Source organism: Pseudomonas sp. H1_D04, from assembly GCF_054683855.1.
This window is the reverse complement of the sequence record NZ_CP162826.1, coordinates 1,433,105-1,457,946: the sequence shown is the minus strand read 5'-3', so window position 1 is coordinate 1,457,946 and position 24,842 is coordinate 1,433,105. Positions and strand designations below refer to the sequence as shown.

Genomic DNA, 24,842 nt, shown 5'->3' with positions numbered 1-24,842 from the left:
ACTTCCCTGTTGTGGGGCCGGATCATTAGAGTTCGAAAAAGGGTTGGCATGATACCCGCTCTCGATGACTGGATAAAGGCTGGATTGGATAAAATCTGAACAGTTATTTCTTTATCGCCACCGGTTTGGATGCGCGGCGCCGAGTCAATAATCCACCGTCAAGCTTCGGCGCATGGGTCGCCTCACTCGGGCGAGTGGAAGCTCAGGCTGTAATTCACGGCTTTGTTGCCCGGATCAAGGATGTCCAAGGAGATATGGATCGGGGTCTGAGATGGCATTTCGCTAACACCGGCCAACTCGCCGCTGAGGTATTCGGCGGGTTTGAAGCGACGACTGGCAATCAGGCTGCCATTGAGGTCGGCAAAACGCAGCTCCAGCAGCGGAAAGGGCTGGGAGAACGTCGCGCGGTTATAGATGATCGCATCCACCACCAGCGCTCCCGCGAATTCCGGGTGGCTGCGCACCACCAGGTTGCTGCTCTTAATGTGGGCGATATCGACCCGGGACGGCACCGTGCAGCCCAGTGTGGGGCACAGTTGCTGGAACCATGGGCGGTAAGCGTCCTGGCGGGCCAGGTCGTCGAATTGGTAGGCAATGTACTGGCCTGCCAGACCGGCCGCGGCGATCAGCACCAGCAGCATCCAGATCAGGCGGCGGCCCAAGCCCTGCGGGCGTTTTTGCGCGTACAGGTGCAGCGGATCGTCTTCGAGGTCCTGAAGCAGGTCGTCGTGAACGCCGGCCTCGGGGCGTGGGCGTTTGCGGCGAAACTGGGGGCGCTCTTCGGGTTCCGGTTCGTCCGCTGACTGGGTGAGCGGGGTGAACGGTGGGTCGATGTCGTCATCATCGGGCGAAGCGCGCAACGGCGTTTCGTCGTCGATATTATCGATGTGATGCGACATGGACGGTTCGGTGCGCTGCTTGGTTGCTAGGACTTTGGTCGATTCCGGCTCGTCTTCCGAGACGTTGGTGCGCTCTTCAGGCGGCTCGCTGAACAGGCTGGCGGCCCATTTTTCTTCTTCGGCCTTGACGGTCTCGCGGCTGGCGCTAAGGGCGTCTTCTTTCTGCCTGCGCTCGGCACCCGGTTGGCGACGCTCCGCGCCCACGGGCAGCGTGTGCTGAATCTCGCGGCGCTCCAGCTTGGCCAGTTCTTCGTCCAGGTCCAGATTGTCGAGGTCCAGCTCTTCGGCGGTCCATTGCTTTTGGCTGATGGCGCGCGGTGCCTCAGCGGGCAGCGCGATCACCGGTTGTTCAGGCTCCGGTGCATGGGCGCGCTGCTCCAGCAACTGGCGAGCCGCGTTGAACACTTGCAGGCACGAGCCGCAGCGCACAACGCCACGGGCCACGCTCAATTGAGCGTGGTTGACGCGAAAGCGTGTTTGGCAATGCGGGCACTGGGTGACGAAACTGTCGGTCATGCGGCCATCCGATTCAGGCAAGCGCTCATTCTAGCGCCGACGCCCGCTGATGCGTACCCAGCCGTCGCGGTTAGCGATCGGATCCAGCTCGAAATCCTGGGCATAGGCGGCAGCGACATCTTCGCCTTGCTCGGCAAGGATGCCCGACAGCGCCAGACGCCCACCCGGCTTAACCAGGCTCGACAGTTGCGGTGCCAGGGAAACCAGCGGCCCGGCGAGGATATTCGCCACCAGCACATCGGCCTGCACCTGGGGCAGGTCTTCAGGCAGGTAGAGCGGGAATTTGCCTTCAGGAATGTTGTTGCGCCCGGCGTTATCGCGGGAGGCTTCCAGGGCCTGCACGTCGATGTCGGTGCCCACGGCTTCCTTTGCGCCCAGCAGCAGGGCGGCAATCGCCAGGATCCCCGAGCCGCAGCCGAAGTCCAGCACGTTGCTGTCCGTCAGGTCCTGGCCGTCGAGCCATTCCAGGCACAGTGCGGTGGTGGGGTGGGTGCCGGTGCCGAACGCTAGGCCGGGGTCGAGCAGCAGGTTGACCGCGTCAGGCTCTGGGGCGGCATGCCAGCTCGGCACGATCCACAGACGCTGACCGAAACGCATCGGCTGGAAGTTATCCATCCAGCTGCGCTCCCAGTCCTGGTCTTCGATCACTTCGCTGTGATGCTCAGGCAGCGGGCCGCCGGTGAGCAGTTCCATATGGGCCAGCACGGCGGCGGCATCGGTGCCGTCTTCGAACAGGGCCAGCAGGTGAGTGTGGGACCACAGCGGGGTGGTGTTGAGTTCCGGTTCGAAGATCGGTTGGTCTTCTGCGTCCATGAAGGTCACCGAGACGGCGCCCACTTCGAGGAAAGCGTCTTCGTAGGTTTCGGCTTGTTCTGGGCTGATGGCGAGACGGACTTGCAGCCAAGGCATGGCGGGCACCTTTGAAAAAATGAGTGTGCGACGAGCGAGGTCGCGAAAGCGCGCAAGTTTACGCGAGCGAACAGCATAAGACGACATTACTGAGTGAATGCGGACCAAATGTGGGAGGGGGCTTGCTCCCGATTGCAGTCTGCCAGCCTCAGTATCTGTAACTGATCCACCGCTATCGGGAGCAAGCCCCCTCCCACATTTGGACTGTGTGCATCCTGGAAAACAGGTGTGCAGAAACAACAAAACCGCCCGAAGGCGGTTTTGTTGGGTGGAGCACTTACTGGTTGGCCAGTTTGTGTTCCAGGTAGTGAATGTTCACACCACCTTCGCAGAAGCCTTCATCACGAACCAGGTCCCGATGCAGCGGGATGTTGGTCTTGATGCCATCAACCACGATTTCGTCCAGGGCGTTACGCATACGGGCCATGGCCTCGTCGCGGGTGGCGCCCCAGGTGATCAGCTTGCCGATCAGCGAGTCGTAGTTGGACGGAACCTTGTAGCCGCTGTACAGGTGCGAATCCACACGTACGCCGTTGCCGCCGGGCGCGTGGAAATGCTTGACCAGGCCAGGGCTTGGGATAAAGGTTTTCGGGTCTTCGGCGTTGATGCGGCACTCCAGGGAGTGGCCATGCATCTTCACGTCGTCCTGGGTGAAGGACAGCACGTTGCCAGCGGCGATGCTCAGCATCTCCTTGACGATGTCGATACCGGTGACCATCTCCGAAACCGGGTGCTCTACCTGCACACGAGTGTTCATCTCGATGAAGTAGAAGCGGCCGTTCTCGTAGAGGAACTCGAAGGTACCTGCGCCACGGTAGTTGATGTCGATGCACGCCTTGACGCAGCGAGCCAGAACTTCCTGGCGAGCCTTTTCATCCAGGCCTGGTGCCGGCGCTTCTTCCAAGACCTTCTGGTGACGACGTTGCAGCGAGCAATCGCGGTCGCCCAGGTGGATGGCGTGGCCTTGTCCGTCGGACAGAACCTGCACTTCCACGTGACGTGGGTTGGTCAGGTACTTTTCCAGGTAGACCATCGGGTTGCCGAACCAGGCACCCGCTTCGGAACGGGTCTGCTTGGCTGCTTCGATCAGGTCTTCTTCCTTGTGCACCACGCGCATGCCGCGACCACCACCGCCACCGGCGGCCTTGATGATCACTGGGTAACCGACTTCGCGACCAATGCGCAGAGCGGTTTCCTCGTCTTCAGGCAGTGGGCCGTCGGAACCAGGAACGGTTGGCACGCCGGCTGCGATCATGGCGTCCTTGGCCGATACCTTGTCGCCCATCAGGCGAATGGTTTCGGCTTTAGGGCCAATGAAGGCAAACCCGGATTTTTCCACCTGTTCGGCGAAATCGGCGTTTTCCGCGAGGAAGCCGTAGCCCGGGTGGATACCATCAGCGCCGGTCACTTCAGCCGCGGCGATGATGTTCGAGACTTTCAGGTACGAGTTCGTGGCCAGTGGCGGGCCGATGCAGATGCTTTCGTCCGCCAGTTTCACGTGCATCAATTCGGTATCGGCCGTCGAGTAAACAGCGACGGTCTTGATGCCCTCTTCCTTACAGGCGCGCAGGATCCGCAGCGCGATCTCGCCGCGGTTGGCGATCAGGACTTTTTGCAGTTTCTTCGCAGGTTTCAACATCGAAGGCGCTCCGCGGTTCAAACGATGGTGAACAGCGGCTGGTCGTACTCAACCGGCTGACCGTTTTCTACCAGGATGGATTCGATGACGCCGGCTTTTTCAGCGGTGATGTGGTTCATCATTTTCATCGCTTCAACGATGCAGATGGTGTCGCCCACTTTCACAGTCTTGCCGACTTCAACGAAGGCTGGCGAGGTCGGTGCCGGGGTACGGTAGAACGTACCGACCATTGGCGATTTGACCACGAAGCCGTTCAGTGCAGGAGCGGCCGGGGCAGCAGGTGCGGCGGCAGCGGCTGGCGCGGCAGCAGGTGCAGCGGCCGGAGCCGGTGCTTGCATCTGTGGCGCGTAGAACTGTTGGGCCGGGGTCTTGCTGTGGCGGCTGATCCGGACGGACTCTTCGCCTTCCTTGATTTCCAGCTCGTCGATACCGGATTCTTCCAGCAGTTCGATCAATTTCTTAACTTTACGGATATCCATGAATCATCAACTCCCAAGGGTCGGTCAGGGGCGCTTGGCCGGTTGTTCAAGTTGTTCCAGGGCGGCCTCCAGGGCCAGTCGGTAACCGCTGGCGCCAAGGCCGCAGATCACTCCTACCGCTACGTCGGAGAAGTACGAGTGATGGCGGAAAGCTTCGCGTTTATGCACGTTCGATAAATGCACTTCGATGAATGGGATGCTCACCGCCAGCAGCGCGTCACGTAATGCAACACTTGTGTGCGTAAAAGCGGCGGGATTGATCAGGATGAAGTCCACACCTTCGCCGCGCGCGGCGTGGATGCGATCAATCAATTCGTACTCGGCATTGCTTTGCAGGTAGAGCAGATGGTGGCCAGCTTCACGAGCCCGTCGCTCCAGATCGAGGTTGATCTGATCCAGGGTCACAGCCCCGTAGACGCCCGGTTCGCGGGTGCCGAGCAGGTTCAGGTTGGGTCCGTGAAGAACCAGTAGGGTCGCCATCGGCTGTTCCTTGTTATTGATGGGAGTACGGCAGAACCCGGCGACTATGCCGCAAAGCCTTTGTGACTGTCCAGTTCTATGCAGTAGGCAGCACGATTAGCGAGGATTGCGCAAAATTTGTGACTGGTGGTCGAGATCTGGTCATTGGTAATACGCCCTTGAATCCCGTGAAGATCAAATGTGGGAGGGGGGCTGCTCCCGATAGCGGTGGATCAGTTACAGGTGCTGAGACTGACACACCGCAATCGGGAGCAAGCCCCCTCCCACATGTTGATCTTCATTTGATTTTGGATCTGCATGGGGCAGGTCAGACGCGGAACGCCTGCACCGCCGTATTGAGCTGCCCACCCAGCACCAACAGGTGCTCGCCCTGGCTTCGGCCTTGGCCGATGCGCAGCAAATTATCCTCACCCAGCTGATGAATTCGCTCACTGTTATCGCGAATCTCGCTCACCGCACCACTCTGCTGCGCCGTCACATCGGCAATCCGCACAGCGGTGTCGGAAATGGTCTGGATTGCCCCGACGATTTCATCCAGCGCGCCGTCAGCCGCTTGAGCTTGCTGGGCGGTGGATTCGGCGTGTTCGACCTGGGCGCGCATGCCCTCCACTGACTGGTGGGCGGCGTTTTGCAGGCCGGTGATCAAACCCTGGATTTCGGCGGTGGCGCCGGCGGTGCGCTGGGCGAGGGTACGTACTTCGTCCGCGACCACAGCAAATCCACGTCCGGCCTCCCCGGCGCGGGCGGCTTCGATGGCGGCGTTGAGTGCCAGCAAGTTGGTCTGGTCGGCAATCGAGCGAATAACGGTGAGCACGCCGCCGATGGTGGCGGACTCTTCAGCAAGTTTCTCGATCATCTGCGCGTTTTGCTGCACTTCGCCGACCAACGCATGCAAACCGGTCAGGCTCAGGCCGATCACCCGCTGGCCTTGTTCCACCGCCTGGCCCGCACTGCGGCTGGCGCTGGCGGCTTGGCTGGCATCGCCGGCGACCTGTTGGATGGTCGCTTCGAGTTCGCCCAGGGAGTCGCGGATTTGCGCCGTGTCGCCCGCCTGGCGTTCAGCGCCGTCATGCAGGCCGCTGCTCAGTTCGGCGAGGGCGCGGCTGCTGCCGGCCACTTCTTCGGCATTGCCGCGAATGGTGCCCACCAAGTCCACCAAGTAAGCGCGCAAACGGTTCAGAGAGGCTTCGATGTCGCGCAGTTCGCGGTTGGTCTTGCCCAGTGCGATCGGCTGGCTGAAGTTGCCTTCGGCCCAGGTGGATAGGGCGGGTGCCAGATTGGTCAGCACCCGTGCCAAGCGGCGTTGCAGGGTGTCGATCAACAGCGCGATCAGCAGGATCAGGCCGATCATCACCCCTTGCATCAGGCGTACTTCGCCTTGGATGAGCCCATGTTGTGCGCGCACGACAGGTTCAAGCCCAGCGATGGCCTGTTGCACGGCGTTGATCTTCTGGTGGGTACTGGCGGCCAGGTCGGCGCGTTGCTGGATCTGTTCGCGGGTGCGCTTGAGTTCGGCGGGGTAGCGGGTCAGCAGGCTGTTGAGCTCGCGCTTGAGGTCGACGCCGGTGTCCTGGGCTTCGGTTTTTTCAGTATTTTCCAGGCCCATCAAGGCGGAAAAATCATCGGTGTTGGATTCGCTGCTGGCTTTGACGCCAAGCAATGGCAGTTGCCCCAGTACGTCGGCTTGGGCGCGAATATTGGCGACTTCGCGCTCAACATCATCGGCCAACTCTGCGCGCCCGCTGCTCACCAGCTTGTCGCGGGCCAGGGACAACCTGCCCAGGTGCTGGGACGCGGTCAGCAGTGGCGGCAAGTAGCGTGCTGCTTCAGGGGAATTGACGCTGATGGCGTACTGGCTCAACTGGTCCAGATTGGCGCCCAATTCGCGCTCTGCTTGCAGCAGCAACGCTTGTGGGTCGCCGGCCAGCTTGCCGGCGGCCAGCAAGTCGGTCTTGCTGAATGCATCCAGGGCCACCAGGCTGGGGCGCAGGTTCTGCGCCAGATCAGCGGGCAATTCATCCAGATGTTGCAGCAGGTTTTCCAGGCTTTGGCTGGCGCTGCTCAGGCGCAGGGCGTCGCCGCTCGCCAGGTACTCGTCGATATTGCGCGCAGCTTGGTTTTGGAACGTCTGGGACAACCCCAGGTAGCGCTCCATCAGCAAATACGGCCGTTCAAGCGCCCGCTGCGACCACCACAGCGTCGCCCCAAGTGCCAGGCACACGGCCACCAGAAGAAGGGTATTGAGATTGGTCAGCAGCTTCAGGCGCATGCGTGGTTTCAACCGACAGCAAAAGGTAAGTGCCTGAAGTTATTGCGTTTTCATTACAGCGTTATGACGGAATCAGTGGATTCCGGTGAAAAGGTGGCACTTTGCTTTGATGCGCGCGCGGCTTGCACACGGTTGCGTCCGGCATGCTTGGCGCGATACAGCGCCTCGTCGGCCTGGGCGGCCATCATCAGGCTGTCGGAGCCGTCGCACAGCTCAACCAGCCCGGCGCTGAAAGTGCACCACAAGTCCTGGGGTTGTGCCGGATAGTGGATTTCGGCAAAGCGCCCGCGGATTTCATCCAGCACCTTGCAGGCCGACTCCAGGTCGGTGTCGGGCATCACGATGGCGAATTCTTCACCGCCGTAGCGCCCGATGTAGTCGGTCTTGCGCAAACGCTGCTTGAGAAACAGCGCCAGGCTCTTGATTACGCGGTCGCCCATCGGGTGGCCGTGACTGTCATTCACGCGCTTGAAGTGGTCGATGTCGAGCATCGCAAAGCTCAGCGGCTTGTTCTCGCGGCGCGCGCGGAAGCTGCAGTCTTCGAGCAATTGCAGGATATGGGTGTGGTTGTACAGCCCGGTCAGGCTGTCGCGCACCATTCGCGCCTTGAGGTGGCGGGCGCGGGCGGCGCGATTGCGCACGGTGGTGATCAGGTGGCGCGGTTTGATCGGCTTGGTGAGGAAGTCGTCACCGCCTTCGCTCATCGCATCCAGTTGCTTGTCGAGGTCGTCTTCGGCCGACAAGTAAATGATCGGCACGCTCACATAGCGGTCGTTATGGCGGATCACCTTGGCCAGTTCGGTGCCGGTGCAGGCGGGCATGTACATGTCGAGGATGATCAGGTCGGGCTGGAAGTCCGCCAGTTCGGCCATGGCCTGGATCGGCTCAATCAAGGTGCGGGTGACGATCCCGGCGCTGTTGAGTAAGCGCTCGGTGTGCAGCGCCTGGGCGCGCGAGTCGTCGATGATCAGCACTTTATAGGGCTCGTACTGGGCGACGCAGGTCAGCACTTCGATTTTTTCCAGCAGGCTGGAGGCTTCCAGTGTGCCGGTCAAAAACTCCTGGCCACCGGCGCGCACGGCGGCCAGGCGGGTCGGGGTATCGGTTTCGTGCAGGCTGAAAAATAACAGCGGCAGCTTTTGCTCCAGGCCTTCCTGGGCTTCGGCAGCGAGCTTGAGGCCCAGGCCTGGGCCGCAGAAATCCACGTCCATCACGATTGCCGACGGCAGGCGCTCGGCCATGGACGCGCGAAACGCTGCCACGCTGTCAAGGGATTGGGCGCTCATGCCAAAAAATTCCAGCTGCTTGGCCAGGCGCTCAGCGCGGTCGTGATCGGCCAGCATCACGTAGATCGGCTTGCGCATCGGCGGCAGGAAGGTTTGTTCCAACTGGTCGCCCTGGCGCAGGCCAGTGCGGGACAGGCGCTGCATCAAACGGTTGAGTTCGGTGATCAGTTGGCTGCTCAGGCGGCCACGATTTTCATCAACAGCTTTGAGTGATTCACCGATGTTGCGTGCCAACTGGCCGTGTTCGGGCTGCTCAAAACGCTCAGCGAAGCGCAGCAGGCGCAGGTTGGCCTCACTGAGTTCTGAGAGGTCGGCGCTTGACCATTCGCTGCGTTGCAGGCGCTGCCAGATCTCAAGAATTTGACGTGCCTGATGAATTACCCGCTGGGCAAAATGCTGCTTGAGACGCTCACGGCTGGGGTCTTCTGGCTCGGTCATATCCTGACTACTAGTAAGGGTGCATGCTGAGGTCGAACTGATGGCTCTATGCTAGCACCTCTTGTCAGCGGGATGAGTGTCATATGTCAATTAACTGCATGTCGGCGATATTCAGTTAATGACCTGACAGTCGCACAGCGTAAAACGCGTGCATCCTTTATAGTCGAATGCTTCCCGCGCGCCAGTTTGGTGAAAAGCCCCGCATGGGCGGGCACGATGGGGTAGGGTTGTGGTCGGAGTGTTTGAACGCACGCCGTCAATTCAAGTGCATGAACTCAAGTGATTGAAAGGATATCGCCATGCTGGACTGGAAAAACCGCGCAGGCAGTGCCAAAGGCCCCGCCCCTGAGCCAAAGTCGGCCAACCGCAGCTATTTTCGTACCCTGCTGATGAGTCGGGCGCTGCTTAGCGTGCTTGGCCTGTACCTGTTGGTCACAGGTGCCCTGGGTTGGTACTGGAGCGAAGAGCCGGCGCTGTTCCCGGTCCAGCAGAACGCGCAAATTGCTGCCGAGAAAGAAGGCAAGCAGATGGTGGTGGGCTATACCACCGTCGAAACCCTCAAGACTGTGGTCGGCACCTTGCTGAACAAGCCAGGTGGCTATATTTCCAACGACCGTTTCCCGCCGGGCCTGTGGATGGACAACATGCCGAGCTGGGAATACGGCGTGCTGGTGCAAGTGCGCGACCTGACCCGTGCCTTGCGTAAAGATTTCGCCCGTTCCCAGTCGCAGTCGGCTGAAGACGCCGACTTGGCGAAGGCCGAGCCGCGTTTCAACTTCGACAACAAGAGCTGGGTGCTGCCATCGAGCGAGTCGGAGTATCAGGAAGGCATCAACTCCCTGAACCGCTATGAAGCGCGCCTGTCCGACCCCAACCAACGCGGCGCACTGTTCTATTCGCGTGCCGACAACCTGAACAACTGGCTGGGTGATGTTGCTACCCGACTGGGTTCGTTGTCCCAACGCCTGTCGGCCAGCGTGGGCCGGGTCAAATTGAACACCGCACTGAAAACCGAAGCCCTGGCACCGGGTGAAGTGCCGCAGGTCGACGAAGAAGTGGTGGAAACCCCATGGATGCAGATCGACAACGTGTTCTACGAAGCCCGTGGCCAGGCATGGGCACTGTCCCATCTGCTGCGCGCTATCGAAGTTGACTTCGCCGACGTACTGGCCAAGAAAAACGCCACGGTCAGCGTGCGCCAGATCATCCGTGAGCTGGAAGCCTCCCAAGAACCTGTCTGGAGCCCGATGATCCTCAACGGCAGCGGCTTCGGCGTACTGGCGAACCACTCGCTGGTGATGGCCAACTACATCTCGCGGGCCAACGCTGCGGTGATTGATCTGCGTCAGCTGCTTAACCAGGGTTGATGATGGACGCTTCTCAACAGGAGGCCGCGCACCGTGCGGCTTCCGATGCTGAACTGATTTGCTGGGTCGACGAGCAGGACAACCTGCTCGGCACCCTCGTCAGGTCCGACCTTCGCCAGCGCGGCCTGATTGGCCGCTGCACGTTTATCTTCCTGTTCAACTCTGCCGGCGAGCTGTGTGTGCACCGGCGTACCCTGAGCAAAGCCATGTACCCAGGATTTTGGGATACGGCGGCGGGCGGCATGGTGGCGGCCGGGGAAGAGTACGCCGACTCTGCAGCGCGTGAGCTGGAGGAAGAACTGGGTGTGGGCGGGGTGGAATTGGTCGAGCATGATCATTTCTACTTTGAGGACGGTAACAACCGGCTCTGGTGCAGATCCTATTCCGCCGTGTGGGATGGCCCCCTGCGGGTGCAGCCCGAAGAAGTCATGGAAGCGCGCTTTTTGCCCATCGAAATTGTCCTGCAGGAGGCCGAACAAAAGCCCTACTGCCCGGACGCACAAGAGGGCTTGCGCCGCTATCTGGCCTCGCGTCGCTAAAGTTGCATAAATTGGCGCCATTTGGCCCTTAGCAAGTCGGCCTTTTGCCGTTACACTGCGCGACTTTTCACCCGAGCCACCTTGGCGGTTCGGTAGCGCTGCCCCTGCCTGAGTGGGGCTTCGCGGTCGGTCGTGCTTGAGCGCGCCGATCAGTCTTCATCCTCCCAAGAGGATTGCCGGTGGCCAAAAAAGCCGCATCCTTCGCCGCCCTTGGTGGCCTGGTATTTTCCACCGATGCAGGTCGACACTGCCCGGACTGTCGTCAGCCCGTGGATTCGTGTACCTGCAAACAGACCCTGATCCCTGAAGGCGACGGTATTGCCCGCGTGAGACGCGAGAGCAAGGGCCGTGGCGGCAAGACGGTGACGACTATCACCGGCGTGCCCCTGGCTGAAGATGCGCTCAAGGAACTGGCTACCACGCTGAAAAAGCGTTGTGGCACCGGTGGCGCGTTGAAAGACGGCGTCATCGAGATCCAGGGCGATCACGTCGAACTGCTGTTGGCCGAGCTGATCAAGCTCGGTTACAAGGCCAAGAAGTCCGGCGGCTGACAGCCTCTTCCCAACCTGTGTCTAAACTCTGTCCTGCGAGTGGGGTCTACCTTCCTTACAGGCAAATCGTCATTTTCATTCTTTAGACTGCGCCAGCCTCCCTGAGAGGTGGCGCCTTCGCCTTCATTTATAGGGGACTTCGATGTCCGTACGACGCACACGCAAAGACGATGGCAGCCAATGGACAGTTGCGGACAGCCGCAGTGTTTACGGGATCCGCCATTGGGGGGCCGGGTATTTCGCGATCAATGACGCCGGTCGCGTTGAAGTCCGTCCGAACGGCCCGAACAGCACGCCTGTCGATCTCTTCGAGCAAGTCGACCAGTTGCGCAAAAGCGGCCTGTCGTTACCGTTGCTGGTGCGCTTCCCTGACATCCTGCAAGACCGTGTACGCCAGTTGACCGGCGCCTTCGACGCCAACATCGAGCGCCTGGAATACCAGAGCAAGTACACCGCGCTGTACCCGATCAAAGTGAACCAGCAGGAAGCGGTGATCGAGAACATCATCGCCACTCAGGACGTGTCTATCGGCCTTGAAGCCGGCTCCAAGCCTGAGCTGCTGGCCGTACTGGCCCTGGCGCCGAAGGGCGGCACCATCGTCTGCAACGGTTACAAAGACCGTGAGTTCATCCGCCTTGCGCTGATGGGCCAGAAGCTCGGTCACAACGTGTTTATCGTGATCGAGAAAGAATCCGAAGTCGGCCTGGTGATCGAGGAGGCTGCCAACCTCAAGGTCAAGCCACAGGTTGGCCTGCGTGTGCGGTTGTCGTCCCTGGCGTCGAGCAAATGGGCAGACACCGGTGGCGAGAAGTCCAAGTTCGGTTTGTCGGCGGCGCAGCTGTTGTCCGTGGTTGAGCGCTTCCGCGCGGCCGGGCTGGACCAGGGCATTCGCCTGCTGCACTTCCACATGGGTTCGCAGATCGCCAACCTGGCCGATTACCAGCACGGGTTCAAGGAAGCCATTCGTTACTACGGCGAACTGCGCAACCTCGGCCTGCCGGTGGACCACATCGACGTGGGCGGCGGCCTGGGCGTCGACTACGACGGTACCCACTCGCGTAACGCCAGCTCGATCAACTACGACATGGACGACTACGCCGGCGTGGTCGTGGGCATGCTCAAGGAGTTCTGCGACGCGCAGAGCCTGCCGCACCCGAATATCTTCTCCGAAAGCGGTCGTTCCCTGACTGCTCACCACGCCATGCTGGTGGTGCAGGTGACTGACGTCGAGAAACACAACGACGAAATCCCGGTCATCGAAAACAAGGAAAGCCTGCCGGAAACCGTGCAATGGCTGGTGGACCTGCTGGGTCCGACCGATATCGAGATGGTCACCGAAACCTACTGGCGCGCCACTCACTACATGAGCGACGTGGCCACTCAATATGCCGACGGCAAGCTAACCCTGGCCGAGAAAGCCCTGGCCGAACAGTGCTACTTCGCGGTGTGCCGCCGTCTGCACAACTCGCTCAAAGCGCGCCAGCGCTCGCACCGCCAAGTGCTGGACGAACTCAACGACAAGCTGGCCGACAAGTACATCTGCAACTTCTCGGTATTCCAGAGCCTGCCGGACACATGGGCCATCGGCCAGGTACTGCCGATCCTGCCGCTGCACCGTCTCGACGAAGAGCCGCTGCGCCGCGCCGTGCTGCAAGACCTGACCTGCGACTCCGACGGCAAGATCAAGCAGTACGTCGACGAGCAGAGCATCGAAACCAGCCTGCCGGTACACGCCCTGAACGAAGGTGAAGACTACCTGTTGGGTATCTTCCTGGTCGGCGCCTATCAGGAAATCCTGGGCGACATGCACAACCTGTTCGGTGACACCGATTCGGTGAACATCTACCAGCGTGAAGACGGTTCGGTGTACAGCGCCGGGATCGAGACACACGACACCATCGAAGACATGCTGCGCTACGTGCACTTGTCGCCGGAGGAGTTGATGACTCACTACCGTGACAAGTGTGCGAGCGCGAAGATCAGCGCGTCGGAGCGTACTCAGTTCCTGGACGCGTTGCGTTTGGGCCTGACGCGCTCTTCGTACCTTTCCTCGTAAGCACAGGCGACACAGATCCAGTGTGGGAAGGGGCTTGCCCCCTCCCATAGCTGGGCCTCGTTTGGTAGTACCTTCTTCGTGGGGGTCAATGATGTCGAGCAAATACCTGCAAGCGCTTACCCTGGCCTTCGCCGCCTTCCTGGCAGCCTGCTCCCCAATAAAAGTGCTCAACGCACTCACCCCCAACAGTACCTTCACCAAGACTTCAGCCATTGCCTACGGCGATGATCCCCGCCAGAAACTCGATATATACCGAGCCGTTCCTGCCGTGCCCAACGCTCCCGTGGTGGTGTTCTTTTACGGCGGCAGCTGGAACAGCGGATCCAAGGACGACTACAGCTTCGTCGGCGAAGCCCTGGCTTCAAGGGGCATCGTGGTGGTGATCGCCGATTACCGGCTGTACCCGCAAGTGCGTTACCCCGCCTTTCTCCAGGACGGCGCCAAAGCGGTGGCCTGGACATATAACCACGCCGCTGAATATGGCGCCGATCCCCAGCAGCTTTATGTGATGGGCCACAGCTCCGGCGCCTACAACGCCTCGATGCTGGCGCTGGATGGGCGTTGGCTAAAAGAAGTGGGCTTGGCGCCGTCGATCTTCAAGGGATGGATCGGCCTGGCCGGGCCTTATGACTTCCTGCCGATTGAAAACCAGGACGTGCGCCCGGTGTTCTTCTTCCCCGATTCACCGCCGGAGTCGCAGCCGATCAACCACGTCAGCCGTGACGCGCCGCCGACGCTGCTGATGGCCTCGACCGACGACAGCTTGGTCAACCCGACGCGCAATACCGCAGGGCTGGCGAAAAAATTGCGCGAGGCGGGTGTGCCGGTCGAGGCGTTCTACTTCACCAGGACCAACCACGCGACGTTAGTGGCGTCTTTCGCCAAGCCGTTGCGCTGGCTGGCGCCAGTGTTGAACCAAGTGACAGCGTTTATCCAAGCCACTGATCCCGCTGGTTCAAGCGCCAGGCTATCGCCCACAAAGTGAGGCTGCGCAGGGCCATGAACAGCAGAAAGGTTATCCACAACCCATGATTGCCCAGGCCCTGCAACGCCCAGGCAAACGGCAGTGTCAGCAACACCGTCAGTAGCATCCCATTGCGCATTTCCCGCGCGCGGGTGGCGCCGATAAACAGACCGTCCAGCAGGTAACTCCACACCGCAATCAGTGGCAGCAGCGCCAGGTAAGGCAGGTAGGTGTCAGCGGTGTCGCGCACGCTGGGGATATCGGTCTGCATGGCGATAAACAGGTGCCCGGCAAAGCTGAACAGCAGCGCAAACCCGACGCTGGCGATCAGCGACCAGCCACCGGCGACCACCAATGAGCGGTGCAGCGATTGGCGGTCGCGGGCGCCGATGGCGTGGCCGCAGAGGGCTTCGACCGCGTGGGCCAGACCGTCCAGCGCATGCGCCGTCAGCAGCAGGCCGTTAAGCAGCAAGGCATTGGCAGCAACGGTGGCATCCCCCAGCCGCGCGCCTTGCACCGTGATCATGAAAAACACCGATTGCAGCGCCAGGCTGCGGATAAAGATGTCGCGGTTGACCGCCAGCAACGGGCGCCAGCTTTGCCACACTTTCAGCGCGGCCCAAGCGATATGGCCTGGATAGGCGCGCAGGGCCTTTTGTGTGAGCGCCAGGCCCAGCAGGGCGCCGGTCCATTCGGCGATGACCGACGCTCTCGCCGACCCGACGACACCCCAATCCAAGCCGAGTACGAACCACAGGTTGAGAGCGATATTCACCAGATTAGTGGTCAGCAGAATTGCCAGCGGCGCACGGGCGTTCTGTGTGCCGAGGAACCAGCCGACCAGCGCATAAGTGGCCAGGGCTGCGGGCAGGCCGAACAGGCGCGTGTGGAAGAAGTCGCGGGTGAGCTGATTCAGCTCGGGGGAGGGCTGCATCCATTCCAGGGCGAGGTGGCTCAGGGGGATGCCCACGGTGCCCAGCAGCATCGCCAGCCCCAGTGCCAGCAACAGACCTTGCAGCAGGATTTGCCGCAGTGCCGCCCCGTCATTGCGCCCTGCAGCCTGCGCGGCAAAACCGGTGGAGCCCATGCGCAGAAAACCCATGGCCCACGCGAGAAAGGTATACAGGCTGGCCCCGACGGCCACGGCGCCCAGTTGATGGGCATGGGGCAGGTGGCCGATGACCATGCTGTCGACCAGGGCTACCAGCGGCACCGAGATGTTCGACAGAATCATTGGCGCGGCAAGGGCCCAGACGCGTCGATGGGTAGGGCGGTGGCGCCAGTCGGTGAGTAAGGTGGACATGCAGGCTCCTTGGGGGAGCGGCATTGTAACCGTCCAGTAGCTACGCAACAGAACCAATGTGGGAGGGGGCTTGCCCCCGATAGTAATAGATCAGCCAGCCTATCTGTAGCTGACCCACTGCTGTCGGGAGCAAGCCCCCTCCCACAGTTTGATCTCCAGTGTGTGGGAACTGGCTTGGCTTGAGCCGATCGAGAACCAAACCACCCTCCGTCGGTCAATGTGACCAGCGCCACATCGGCTTCACCGGCGCTGATATATAGTTCACCCCTCGGTCCCCCTCACTACGAGTGCCCCATGCTTAACAAAGGATTGTTCCTGGCCTGCGCGCTGGCCCTGCTGAGCGCCTGCGATTCCTCTGATAAACCGGCTACGCCGCCCGCGCCTTCAGTGGCGGCAGCGCCGAAACCGGCCAAGGCGGCGGTGGATGTGCCAGCGCTCAAGCAGCGCTATGCCGGGCGTGAGTTGAGCGTGATGGACGTGTCCGAGGTTCAGTTGGACGGGGCCAGCACCTTGTCGGTGAGTTTTTCCATTCCCTTGGACCCCGATCAGAAATTCGCCGAAAAGCTCCATCTGGTGGACAGCAAGTCGGGCAAGGTCGATGGCGCCTGGGAGCTCTCGGATAACCTGATGGAGCTGCGCCTGCGCCACCTTGAGCCGCAACGCAAACTGGTGCTGACGGTCGACGCCGGTGTAAAGGCGGTCAACGACAACACGCTCGCCGCCGAGTACATCGCCCGCCTGGAAACCCGTGACCTACAAGCCACTGTCGGCTTTGCCAGCCGTGGCACCTTGCTGCCGACGCGCCTCGCTGAGGGCCTGCCGGTGATCGCGCTGAACGTCGACAAAATCGACGTTGAATTCTTCCGCATCAAGCCTGAATCCCTACCGTCATTCCTGGCGCAGTGGGGGCGCAACACCAGCCTGCAAAGTTATGAATCCCGCGAACTGCTGCCGCTGGCGGATCTGGTCTACGGCGGCCGTTTCGACCTCAACCCGGCGCGCAACACCCGAGAAACCCTGTTGCTGCCGATCGCCGGCCTTAAGCAATTGCAACAACCGGGCGTGTACCTGGCGGTAATGCGCGCGTCGGGCACCTACAACTATTCGCAACCGGCGACGCTGTTCACCCTGAGTGATATCGGGCTGTCGGTGCACCGCTATGCCAATCGCCTGGATGTGTTTACCCAGGCGCTGGAAGGCGGCAAGGCGCTCGATGGCGTGGACCTGGAAGTGCTCGATGCCGATGGCCGCGTGTTGGGCCAGGGCAAGACCGAGAAGGGCGGCCACGCTGAGTTGCCGTTGCCGAAAAAGGCCCAGGTCTTGCTCGCCAAGCAGGGCGAACAGACCAGCCTGTTGCGCCTCGACAGCGCCGCGCTGGACCTTGCCGAGTTCGACATCGGCGGCCAACCCTCGCACCCGTTGCAGTTTTTTGTGTTCGGCCCACGCGACCTGTATCGCCCCGGCGAAACCGTGCTGCTCAACGCCCTGCTGCGCGACAAGGACGGCAACGCCGTCAAGCCGCAACCGGTGAGCGTCGAGGTACGTCGCCCGGATGAACAGGTCAGCCGCAAATTCGTGTGGGATGCTGACGCATCCGGCCTGTATCAATATCAACTGCAACTGGCCGGCGAAGCACCGACCGGGCGCTGGCAGTTGGTGTTCGACCTGGGTGACGGTAAACCGCAGCTGTATGAATTCCTCGTCGAAGACTTCCTGCCCGAGCGCCTGGCGTTGGAACTCAAGGGCAGCGACACGGCGCTGAGCCCGGCGGATAACCCGGTCATCCAGGTTAACGGTCGTTACCTGTACGGCGCGCCTGCGTCGGGTAATCGGGTCAGCGGGCAAGTGTATGTGCGGCCGCTGCGCGAAGCGGTCAAGTCGCTCCCTGGTTATCAGTTCGGCTCGGTCACCGAAGAAGAACTGAGCCAGGATTTCGAACTGGACGAAAGCGTCCTCGACGCCAAGGGCCAGGAAAAACTGACCCTCGAAAGCAAATGGGCCGAAGCTAAATCCCCCTTGCAACTGATCGTGCAGGCCAGCCTGCAAGAGTCGGGCGGTCGGCCGATCACCCGTCGCCTGGTGCAACCGATCTGGCCGGCCGAGCAACTGCCGGGCCTGCGCGGGCTGTTTGACGGCACCGAAACCAATGGTGATGGCCCGGCGGAATTCGAAGTGCTGCTGGCCAATCAGGACGGGCAGAAACTCGCTGCGCAAAACCTTAAGGTGCGCCTGGTGCGCGAGCGCCGCGACTATTACTGGAACTACTCCGACAATGACGGCTGGAGTTACCACTACAACGAGAAATTCCTCAACCTCGACGAACAGACCCTGAATATCAAGGCCGGCGACACCGCCAAGGTCAGCTTCCAAGTGGAGTGGGGGCCGTACCGCGTCGAAGTCGAAGACCCGCAGACCGGGCTGATCAGCAGTCTGCGTTTCTGGGCCGGTTATCAGGCCCAGGACAACACCGAAGGCGGCGCCGTACGGCCCGATCAGGTCAAGCTGGCGCTGGATAAACCGGCCTATGGCGACGGCGACACCGCCAACGTCACCGTGACGCCGCCCGCTGCCGGTAAAGGCTACTTGCTGGTGGAGTCCGCCGAAGGACCGCTGTGGTGGCAGGAAATCGACGTACCGGCCGAGGGCAAAAGCTTCGCCGTGAAGCTCGACCCGAAATGGTCGCGCCACGACCTGTACGTGAGCGCCCTGGTGATTCGCCCCGGCGAGCGCAAAGCCAACATCACCCCCAAACGCGCAGTGGGCCTGCTGCATCTGCCGCTCGATCGCACCCAGCGCAAGCTTGGCGTGACCCTCAGCGCGCCGGAAAAAATGCGCCCCAAACAACCGCTGACGGTGAAGATCGCCGCCAAAAACGCCGACGGCAGCGTGCCGAAACAGGTGCATGTGCTGGTGGCAGCCGTGGACGTCGGCATCCTCAATATCACCGAGTATCCGACGCCCGATCCGTACTCCAGCCTCTTCGGCCGCAAGGCCTATGGCGTGGACCAATTCGACATCTACGGCCAGTTGATCGAAGCCGGGCAGGGCCGTTTGGCCAGCCTGGCGTTCGGTGGCGACGCCGCGCTGGCCAAGGGCGGCAAGCGCCCGGACACCAGCGTGACCATCGTCGCCCTGCAAAGCGCGCCGGTGACGTTGAACGACAAAGGCGAGGGTGAAGTCAGCGTCAATATCCCCGACTTCAACGGCGAATTGCGCCTGATGGCCCAAGCCTGGAGCGATGACCGTTACGGCATGGCCGAAGCCAAGACCGTGATTGCCGCACCGCTGATTGCTGAACTGTCAGCGCCGCGCTTCCTCGCCGGCGGTGACCAGACCACCTTGGCCCTGGACCTGTCGAACCTGTCGGGCAAGGCGCAGAAACTCGATGTGCAATTGAGTGCCGAGGGGCAGTTGGAATTGGTCAACACTGCCGCGCAGACCGTTGAGCTCAAGCAAGGCCAGCGCACCACCCTGCGCATCCCGGTGAAAGCCTGGGGCGGGTTGGGCAAAGGCAAGGTGAAAGTGACAGTCAACGGGCTGGATCTGCCGGGTGAAAACCTGCCGCCGTTCAGCCGTGAGTGGACCTTGGGCGTGCGCCCGGCCTATCCCGCGTTGCTCAAGCATTACCGCGCAGTGCTTAAAAGCGAACCCTGGAGTTTGCCAGCCGGCACCCTGGATCAGTTCGACACCTCCGGGCGCGAGGCGCTCTTGAGCCTGTCGAGCCGGCCGCCGCTGAACCTCGGTGCACAGATCTCGGCGCTCAAGGCTTACCCCTATGGTTGCCTGGAGCAAACCGCCAGCGGCCTGTACCCGTCGCTGTACGCTGACGATGCCTTGCTCAAGCGTCTGAGCATCCAGGGCGAGCCGGATGCCGAGCGCAAGCGCAAGATCGAGCTGGGCATTGAACGCCTGCTGGGCATGCAGCGCTACAACGGCAGTTTTGGTTTGTGGGGCGCTGACGGTGAAGAGGAATATTGGCTGACGGCCTACGTCACCGACTTCCTGCTGCGCGCCCGCGACCAGGGTTTTGCCGTGCCGCCTGAAGCCTTGAAAAAGGCCAGCGAGCGCCTGCTGCGGTATGTGCAGGAGCGCAACCTGATCGAAGTCGACTACAGCGACAACGCCGAACACACACGCTTTGCCGTGCAGGCCTACGCCGGCATGGTGCTGGCGCGCAGTCAGCAGGCGCCACTGGGGGCGCTGCGCAGCATTTTCGAACGGCGCAGCGATGCGCGTTCCGGGTTGCCGCTGGTGCAGTTGGCCATTGCCTTGCAGAAGATGGGCGACCAGCCGCGCGCGGACCAGGCCTTGCAGGCTGGCTTGGCAGCCCAACGTAGCGCCAAGGAATGGCTGGCCGACTACGGCAGCCCGCTGCGGGACCAAGCGATGATCCTGGCGTTGCTGGAAGAAAATGACTTGGCCAAGGGCAAGCGTGAGGAGCGTCTGTTCACGTTGTCGGATCAACTGGCTGCCAGCCCGTACCTGTCGACCCAGGAGCGCAATTCACTGTTTCTGGCGGGGCGGCTTGGGTTTGCCAAGCCTGAGGCGAACTGGCAAGTGTCCCTCACCGGCAGCGGCGGTGTGCACGAGTTGAACAACCAGCAGTCGACGTTGGCGCTGGAAGGCAACCTGCTGTCCAGCGACCTGAGCCTGAGCAATCAGGGCGAAACACCGGTGTACCAGCAACTGACGATCTCGGGTTACCCGCAAGTGCCCCCGGCACCGGGTGGCGACAACCTGAGCATCCGCCGCGAATACCTGGGCATGAACGGCCAGCCGCTGAACCTGCGCAACTTCAATAGCGGCGACCTGGTGCTGGTGCATTTGGCGGTCAGCGCCAAGCAGCGTGTACCGGATGCCTTGGTGGTCGACCTGCTGCCCGCGGGCCTGGAGCTGGAAAACCAGAACCTGGCCCAGAGTGCCGCCAGCTTGGAAAACGCCAGCAGCCAAGTGAAGGAATGGCGCGAGTCGATGCAGAATGCGGCGCTTAAGCATCAGGAGTTCCGCGATGATCGCTACGTGGCGGCGATCAACCTGGACGGCGATGGCACCACGCACCTTCTGTACCTGGCGCGTGCGGTGACTCCGGGCACCTATCGCGTGCCGCCTCCGCAAGTGGAGTCCATGTATCGACCGAACTGGCAGGCGGTGGGAGAGACCCCGGTGGACTTGGTCATTAAGGGTCGTTGAAGAAGCAATGTGGGAGGGGGCTTGCTCCCGAGAGCGGTGGGTCAGTTGCCAGATGCATTGACTGAAACACTGCTATCGGGAGCAAGCCCCCTCCCACAGGCGATTGCTGACCGTCCTGGCTTAGTGCACGACCCAACTAAGCAGCCAAAGGCCCAGCAGCAGCCAGATAATCCCCATGATGATCGACGCCCGCATAAACGCGCGTACTGCCGAGTACAGCAGCATCAGGCCGACGATCAGCGTGATGATGCTGATAATCGACGTATCCATGCCCAAGGTTCGGGACAGGCCTTCGACAAAGTTGCCCCCGGCATGAGTCAGGGCCCCGAATAATCCGCTGAGGCCGTCGACGATAAAACGGATGATGGAACCGAGCGCCTGGCCCAACCATTCGAAAAAGCTTTCTACCTGCATGTGCATGTCCTGATAAGAGGTGGGCGTGTCTGTGCCTTTGGTTGTTAATGCAACAGGCTAGTTCCCTACCAGCATAGAGGTTTGCCCGTTTGAATTTGCGTTTAGTTGCCCGCTGGACCCTGGCGACCCTTCTGTTGGTGATTGCCCTGCTGTGGCTGGCCGACCGCATCTGGCCGCTGCCCCTGCCCAAGGACGACTTGGCGCGGGTGGTGCTGGCCGAGGATGGCACACCCTTGTGGCGGTTTGCCGATGCCAATGGGGTGTGGCGCTACCCCGTGCAAACCGGTGAAGTCTCGCCGTATTACCTGAATGCCTTGCTCACCTACGAAGACCGCTGGTTCTACCAACACCCTGGCGTAAACCCGTTGGCGTTGGTGCGCGCGACGTGGCAGAACCTGACCGGCGCGAGGGTAGTGTCGGGCGGCAGCACCTTGTCGATGCAGGTCGCCCGTTTGCTCGACCCGCATTCGCGCACCTTCCATGGCAAGTTGCGTCAGCTGTGGCGCACGGCGCAGTTGGAGTGGCACCTGTCCAAGGAAGAGATCCTCAACCTCTACCTGAACCGCGCGCCGTTTGGCGGCACGTTGCAGGGCGTGGCGGCGGCCAGTTGGGCGTACCTGGGCAAATCCCCTGCGCAATTGACCCATGCCGAAGCGGCCTTGCTCGCGGTACTGCCACAGGCGCCGAGCCGCCTGCGTCCAGATCGGCATCCGCAGCGCGCCCAGGAGGCTCGGGACAAGGTCTTGCGCCGCCTCGCCGAGTTCCAGGTATGGCCGCAATCGGCGGTCGACGAAGCCCTTGAAGAACCGCTGCTACTTGCCCCGCGTCTGGAACCGAGCCTGGCGCCCTTGCTCGCTCGCCGCCTGAACCGCCCCGACAGCCCGCCGCTGATCCGCACGACCGTTGACGCCACCCTGCAACGCCGCCTCGAAGATCTGTTGCTGGGCTGGCGCGCGCGGCTGCCGGAGCACACTTCGGCGGCGATCCTGGTGGTGGAAGAGGAAACCATGGCGGTGCGGGCGTACCTGGGCTCGGTGGATATCAACGACGCCAAGCGCTTTGGCCATGTGGACATGATCAGCGCGCTGCGCTCGCCGGGCTCGACGTTGAAACCCTTTCTGTATGGCATGGCCCTGGATGATGGGTTGATTCACTCCGAATCGCTGTTGCAGGACGTGCCCCGGCGGTATGGCGATTATCGGCCGGGCAACTTCTCCATGGGGTTTACCGGCGCGGTGCCGGCGAGTACTGCGTTGTCCAGCTCCCTTAACCTGCCGGCGGTGCAGTTGCTGGAAGCGTACGGGCCCAAGCGGTTTGCCGCCGAGATGCGCATCGGCGGTGTGCCCTTGGTATTGCCCGCGCTGGCCGAGCCGAACCTGGCGCTGATCCTGGGCGGCGCGGGCAGCCGTCTGGAAGATCTGGTGGGCGGTTACAGCGCCTTCGCCCGGGACGGCAAGAGCGCCTCTATCCGACTGCAGCCGGACGACGCGCTGAGAGAGCGGCCAATGCTGTCGCCGGGCTCTGCCTGGATTGTGCGGCGCATCCTCAGTGGGCAAGCGCGGCCGGATCGCGACCCGCGTGCCGAGTTGGTGCAGCGCCCGGTGCTCGCCTGGAAAACCGGCACCAGCTATGGCTTTCGCGATGCCTGGGCGATTGGCGTGGGGCCGCGTTACCTGATTGGCGTGTGGATCGGCCGACCGGACGGCACGCCCGTGCCGGGCCAGTTCGGCTTGGCGTCAGCGGCGCCACTGATGTTGCAGGTGCACGACGTGTTGACCAACCGCGACAGCCAGCGCGGCATCAGCGCGCCAGTCAAACCGGTGCCGGCCAACGTCGGCGTGGCGGCGATCTGTTGGCCGCTGGGCCAGCCCATGAGCCGCAGCGATCCCAATTGCCGCCGCCAACGCTTCGCCTGGACCCTGGACAACACCACGCCGCCGACCTTGCAGGCGTTGGATCAACCGCTGAGTGTGGGGTTGATGGAAAGTGTCTGGGTCAATGCCAAGGGCTTGCGGGTCGATGCTCATTGCCCCGGCGCAGTCGCCAAGCCTATCGCCCTGTGGCCAGCACCGCTGGAACCTTGGCTGCCAAGGGCCGAACGCCGTGAAGCACGCATCCCAGCCGCCGACGCGGATTGCCCGCCGCCGGCGCTGGCCGCGTCTTCACCGTTGTCCATCGTTGGCGTGCGTGAAGGCGACCAATTGCGCCTGCCCGCCGCCAGCCAACAAGCCCTGCGTCTTAAAATCTCCGCCCTGGGCGGCAGTGGTCGACGGTGGTGGTTCCTTAATGGCGCGCCGTTGGGCGACAGCGCCAATCAGGACTTTATCAATGCCAGTTTCGAGCGACTGGGCCGCTATCAATTAAGCGTGCTCGATGAGGCGGGGCAGACGGCCAGGATTGAGTTCAGCGTGGTGGATTAACTTGCCTTCTCTGAATTTCCGCCGGAAGCTACACACCTTCAGGAGCCCCTCCCATGAACCTCGAACACCTCACCGAACGTCTGCACCGCATCCGCGATACCAACAACTGGAAGCAGTTCCACAGCCCCAAAAACCTGGCCATGGCTGCCAGTGTGGAAATGGCTGAGCTGGTGGAAATCTTCCAATGGCTGACCGAAGACCAATCTCGCCAGTTACCCGCTGACAAACTCGCCCACGCCGGCCAGGAAGTCGGCGATATCGTGCTGTACCTGCTGCTGTTGTGCAGTGAGCTGGGCCTGGACATGAATGAGGTGGTGCGCGCCAAACTGGCTGACAGCGAACGGCGGTTTGCCCATGAGTGATCGTCATTTCGACCAGTTGGCTACACGCTTTGCAGAGAAAATCTACGGCGGTGCCAAAGGCGCAATCCGCCTGGCGGTGCTTCAGGCCGACCTGGCCGAAGCCCTGCCGGAACGCCCGTTACGCGTGCTGGATATCGGCGCAGGCCTGGGGCATATGTCGCTGTGGCTGGCCGAGCGCGGCCACCTGGTGACCCTGGCCGAACCCGCCGAGCCGATGCTTGAGGGTGCGCGCCAACGCTTCGCCGAGGCCGGGCAAACGGCGACCTTTATCCAGGCGCCCTGGCAAGACCTGCTTGGCCAGCTCACCGAACCTTACGATCTGGTGCTGTGTCACGCGGTGCTGGAATGGCTGGCCGAACCCCATGCGATCCTGCCGGTGCTGCACCAGCTGACCGTGCCCGGTGGCTGGCTGTCCCTGGCGTTTTACAACCGTGATGCGCTGATTTATCGCAACCTGCTCAAAGGCCACTTCCGCAAAATGCGCAAGAACGACATGGCCGGCGAAAAGCAGAGCCTGACCCCGCAACAGCCCCTCGATCCCCGCGAATTAGCGGCGCAACTCGACGGGCTTTGGCAGGTCGAAAGCCAAAGTGGCGTGCGGGTTTTTCACGACTATATGCCGGTAGAATTCCAGGCCCGCGCGGATTTACAGGACCTTGTAGAGATGGAACTCGCTCACCGTCGTCACCCAAGCTTTGCCGGACTTGGGCGTTATTTGCACTGGATCTGCCGTCCGGTTTAAGCGGCCCAGCCTGCGGAGG

18 protein-coding genes are annotated in these 24,842 nt (G+C 61.8%); 9 read left to right on the top strand and 9 right to left on the bottom strand.

Annotated elements, in window-relative coordinates; all coding sequences use genetic code 11:
- Positions 1 to 182: 182 nt before the first annotated feature.
- From AB4N82_RS06830 to AB4N82_RS06800, 7 genes are all read right to left on the bottom strand, one after another.
- Positions 183 to 1,415: a DUF3426 domain-containing protein gene (locus tag AB4N82_RS06830; RefSeq protein WP_122764170.1), complete on the bottom strand. Its 1,233-nt coding sequence runs from the start codon at positions 1,413 to 1,415 to the stop codon at positions 183 to 185.
- Positions 1,416 to 1,445: 30 nt separating this feature from the next.
- Positions 1,446 to 2,324, bottom strand: coding sequence for a 50S ribosomal protein L11 methyltransferase (gene prmA, locus AB4N82_RS06825; RefSeq protein ID WP_032890627.1), 879 nt, complete (start codon positions 2,322 to 2,324; stop codon positions 1,446 to 1,448).
- A gap of 277 nt (positions 2,325 to 2,601) precedes the next feature.
- Positions 2,602 to 3,963 carry an acetyl-CoA carboxylase biotin carboxylase subunit gene (gene accC, locus AB4N82_RS06820; protein ID WP_003188188.1) on the bottom strand — a complete coding sequence of 454 codons (1,362 nt, stop codon included), beginning with the start codon at positions 3,961 to 3,963 and terminating at the stop codon, positions 2,602 to 2,604.
- 17 nt (positions 3,964 to 3,980) lie between these two features.
- On the bottom strand, positions 3,981 to 4,442 hold the full coding sequence (gene accB / locus AB4N82_RS06815; protein WP_027607997.1) for an acetyl-CoA carboxylase biotin carboxyl carrier protein: 462 nt from the start codon (positions 4,440 to 4,442) through the stop codon (positions 3,981 to 3,983).
- A gap of 24 nt (positions 4,443 to 4,466) precedes the next feature.
- On the bottom strand, positions 4,467 to 4,922 hold the full coding sequence (aroQ, locus tag AB4N82_RS06810) for a type II 3-dehydroquinate dehydratase (RefSeq protein ID WP_010213488.1): 456 nt from the start codon (positions 4,920 to 4,922) through the stop codon (positions 4,467 to 4,469).
- A 307-nt stretch (positions 4,923 to 5,229) separates the two neighbouring features.
- On the bottom strand, positions 5,230 to 7,191 hold the full coding sequence (locus AB4N82_RS06805) for a methyl-accepting chemotaxis protein (protein ID WP_032887155.1): 1,962 nt from the start codon (positions 7,189 to 7,191) through the stop codon (positions 5,230 to 5,232).
- Positions 7,192 to 7,244: 53 nt separating this feature from the next.
- Positions 7,245 to 8,915 (bottom strand): diguanylate cyclase, encoded by a 1,671-nt coding sequence (locus tag AB4N82_RS06800; protein WP_122764438.1) that lies wholly within the window; start codon positions 8,913 to 8,915, stop codon positions 7,245 to 7,247.
- 299 nt (positions 8,916 to 9,214) lie between these two features.
- Between AB4N82_RS06800 and AB4N82_RS06795 the strand changes: the two genes are divergently transcribed.
- From AB4N82_RS06795 to AB4N82_RS06775, 5 genes are all read left to right on the top strand, one after another.
- Positions 9,215 to 10,282, top strand: a complete 1,068-nt coding sequence (locus tag AB4N82_RS06795; RefSeq protein WP_032887153.1) for a DUF2333 family protein — start codon at positions 9,215 to 9,217, stop codon at positions 10,280 to 10,282.
- A 2-nt stretch (positions 10,283 to 10,284) separates the two neighbouring features.
- A complete protein-coding gene (locus AB4N82_RS06790) occupies positions 10,285 to 10,821 on the top strand; it encodes an NUDIX hydrolase (protein WP_122764437.1) in 537 nt (178 codons plus the stop codon).
- A gap of 179 nt (positions 10,822 to 11,000) precedes the next feature.
- Positions 11,001 to 11,372, top strand: coding sequence for a translation initiation factor Sui1 (locus AB4N82_RS06785; protein ID WP_005784408.1), 372 nt, complete (start codon positions 11,001 to 11,003; stop codon positions 11,370 to 11,372).
- A 142-nt stretch (positions 11,373 to 11,514) separates the two neighbouring features.
- The gene (speA, locus tag AB4N82_RS06780) at positions 11,515 to 13,428 is read left to right on the top strand and encodes an arginine decarboxylase (protein ID WP_032887150.1); all 1,914 of its coding nucleotides are present in this window, start codon (positions 11,515 to 11,517) and stop codon (positions 13,426 to 13,428) included.
- Between the two features lie 91 nt (positions 13,429 to 13,519).
- A complete protein-coding gene (locus AB4N82_RS06775) occupies positions 13,520 to 14,413 on the top strand; it encodes an alpha/beta hydrolase (protein WP_122764436.1) in 894 nt (297 codons plus the stop codon).
- Here AB4N82_RS06775 and AB4N82_RS06770 read toward each other — a convergent pair.
- Positions 14,358 to 15,695, bottom strand: a complete 1,338-nt coding sequence (locus AB4N82_RS06770) for an MATE family efflux transporter (RefSeq protein WP_032887147.1) — start codon at positions 15,693 to 15,695, stop codon at positions 14,358 to 14,360. The two genes, AB4N82_RS06775 and AB4N82_RS06770, sit on opposite strands and share 56 nt — an antisense overlap.
- 294 nt (positions 15,696 to 15,989) lie before the next feature.
- Between AB4N82_RS06770 and AB4N82_RS06765 the strand changes: the two genes are divergently transcribed.
- A complete protein-coding gene (locus AB4N82_RS06765; RefSeq protein ID WP_460104725.1) occupies positions 15,990 to 20,885 on the top strand; it encodes an alpha-2-macroglobulin family protein in 4,896 nt (1,631 codons plus the stop codon).
- A gap of 120 nt (positions 20,886 to 21,005) precedes the next feature.
- On the opposite strand, the gene AB4N82_RS06760 is transcribed toward AB4N82_RS06765, so the two are convergent.
- Positions 21,006 to 21,299 carry a hypothetical protein gene (locus AB4N82_RS06760; protein ID WP_032887145.1) on the bottom strand — a complete coding sequence of 98 codons (294 nt, stop codon included), beginning with the start codon at positions 21,297 to 21,299 and terminating at the stop codon, positions 21,006 to 21,008.
- Positions 21,300 to 21,388: 89 nt separating this feature from the next.
- On the opposite strand from AB4N82_RS06760, the gene pbpC reads away from it, so the two are divergent.
- From pbpC to AB4N82_RS06745, 3 genes are read left to right on the top strand one after another with little or no spacing between them, the layout of a single operon-like run.
- Positions 21,389 to 23,719, top strand: coding sequence for a peptidoglycan glycosyltransferase PbpC (gene pbpC / locus AB4N82_RS06755; RefSeq protein ID WP_122764434.1), 2,331 nt, complete (start codon positions 21,389 to 21,391; stop codon positions 23,717 to 23,719).
- A gap of 53 nt (positions 23,720 to 23,772) precedes the next feature.
- Positions 23,773 to 24,081 carry a MazG-like family protein gene (locus AB4N82_RS06750; RefSeq protein WP_010213473.1) on the top strand — a complete coding sequence of 103 codons (309 nt, stop codon included), beginning with the start codon at positions 23,773 to 23,775 and terminating at the stop codon, positions 24,079 to 24,081.
- A complete protein-coding gene (locus tag AB4N82_RS06745; RefSeq protein WP_032887143.1) occupies positions 24,074 to 24,823 on the top strand; it encodes a methyltransferase domain-containing protein in 750 nt (249 codons plus the stop codon). The genes AB4N82_RS06750 and AB4N82_RS06745 overlap by 8 nt, the downstream gene beginning before the upstream one ends.
- The last annotated feature ends 19 nt before the right edge of the window (positions 24,824 to 24,842 follow it).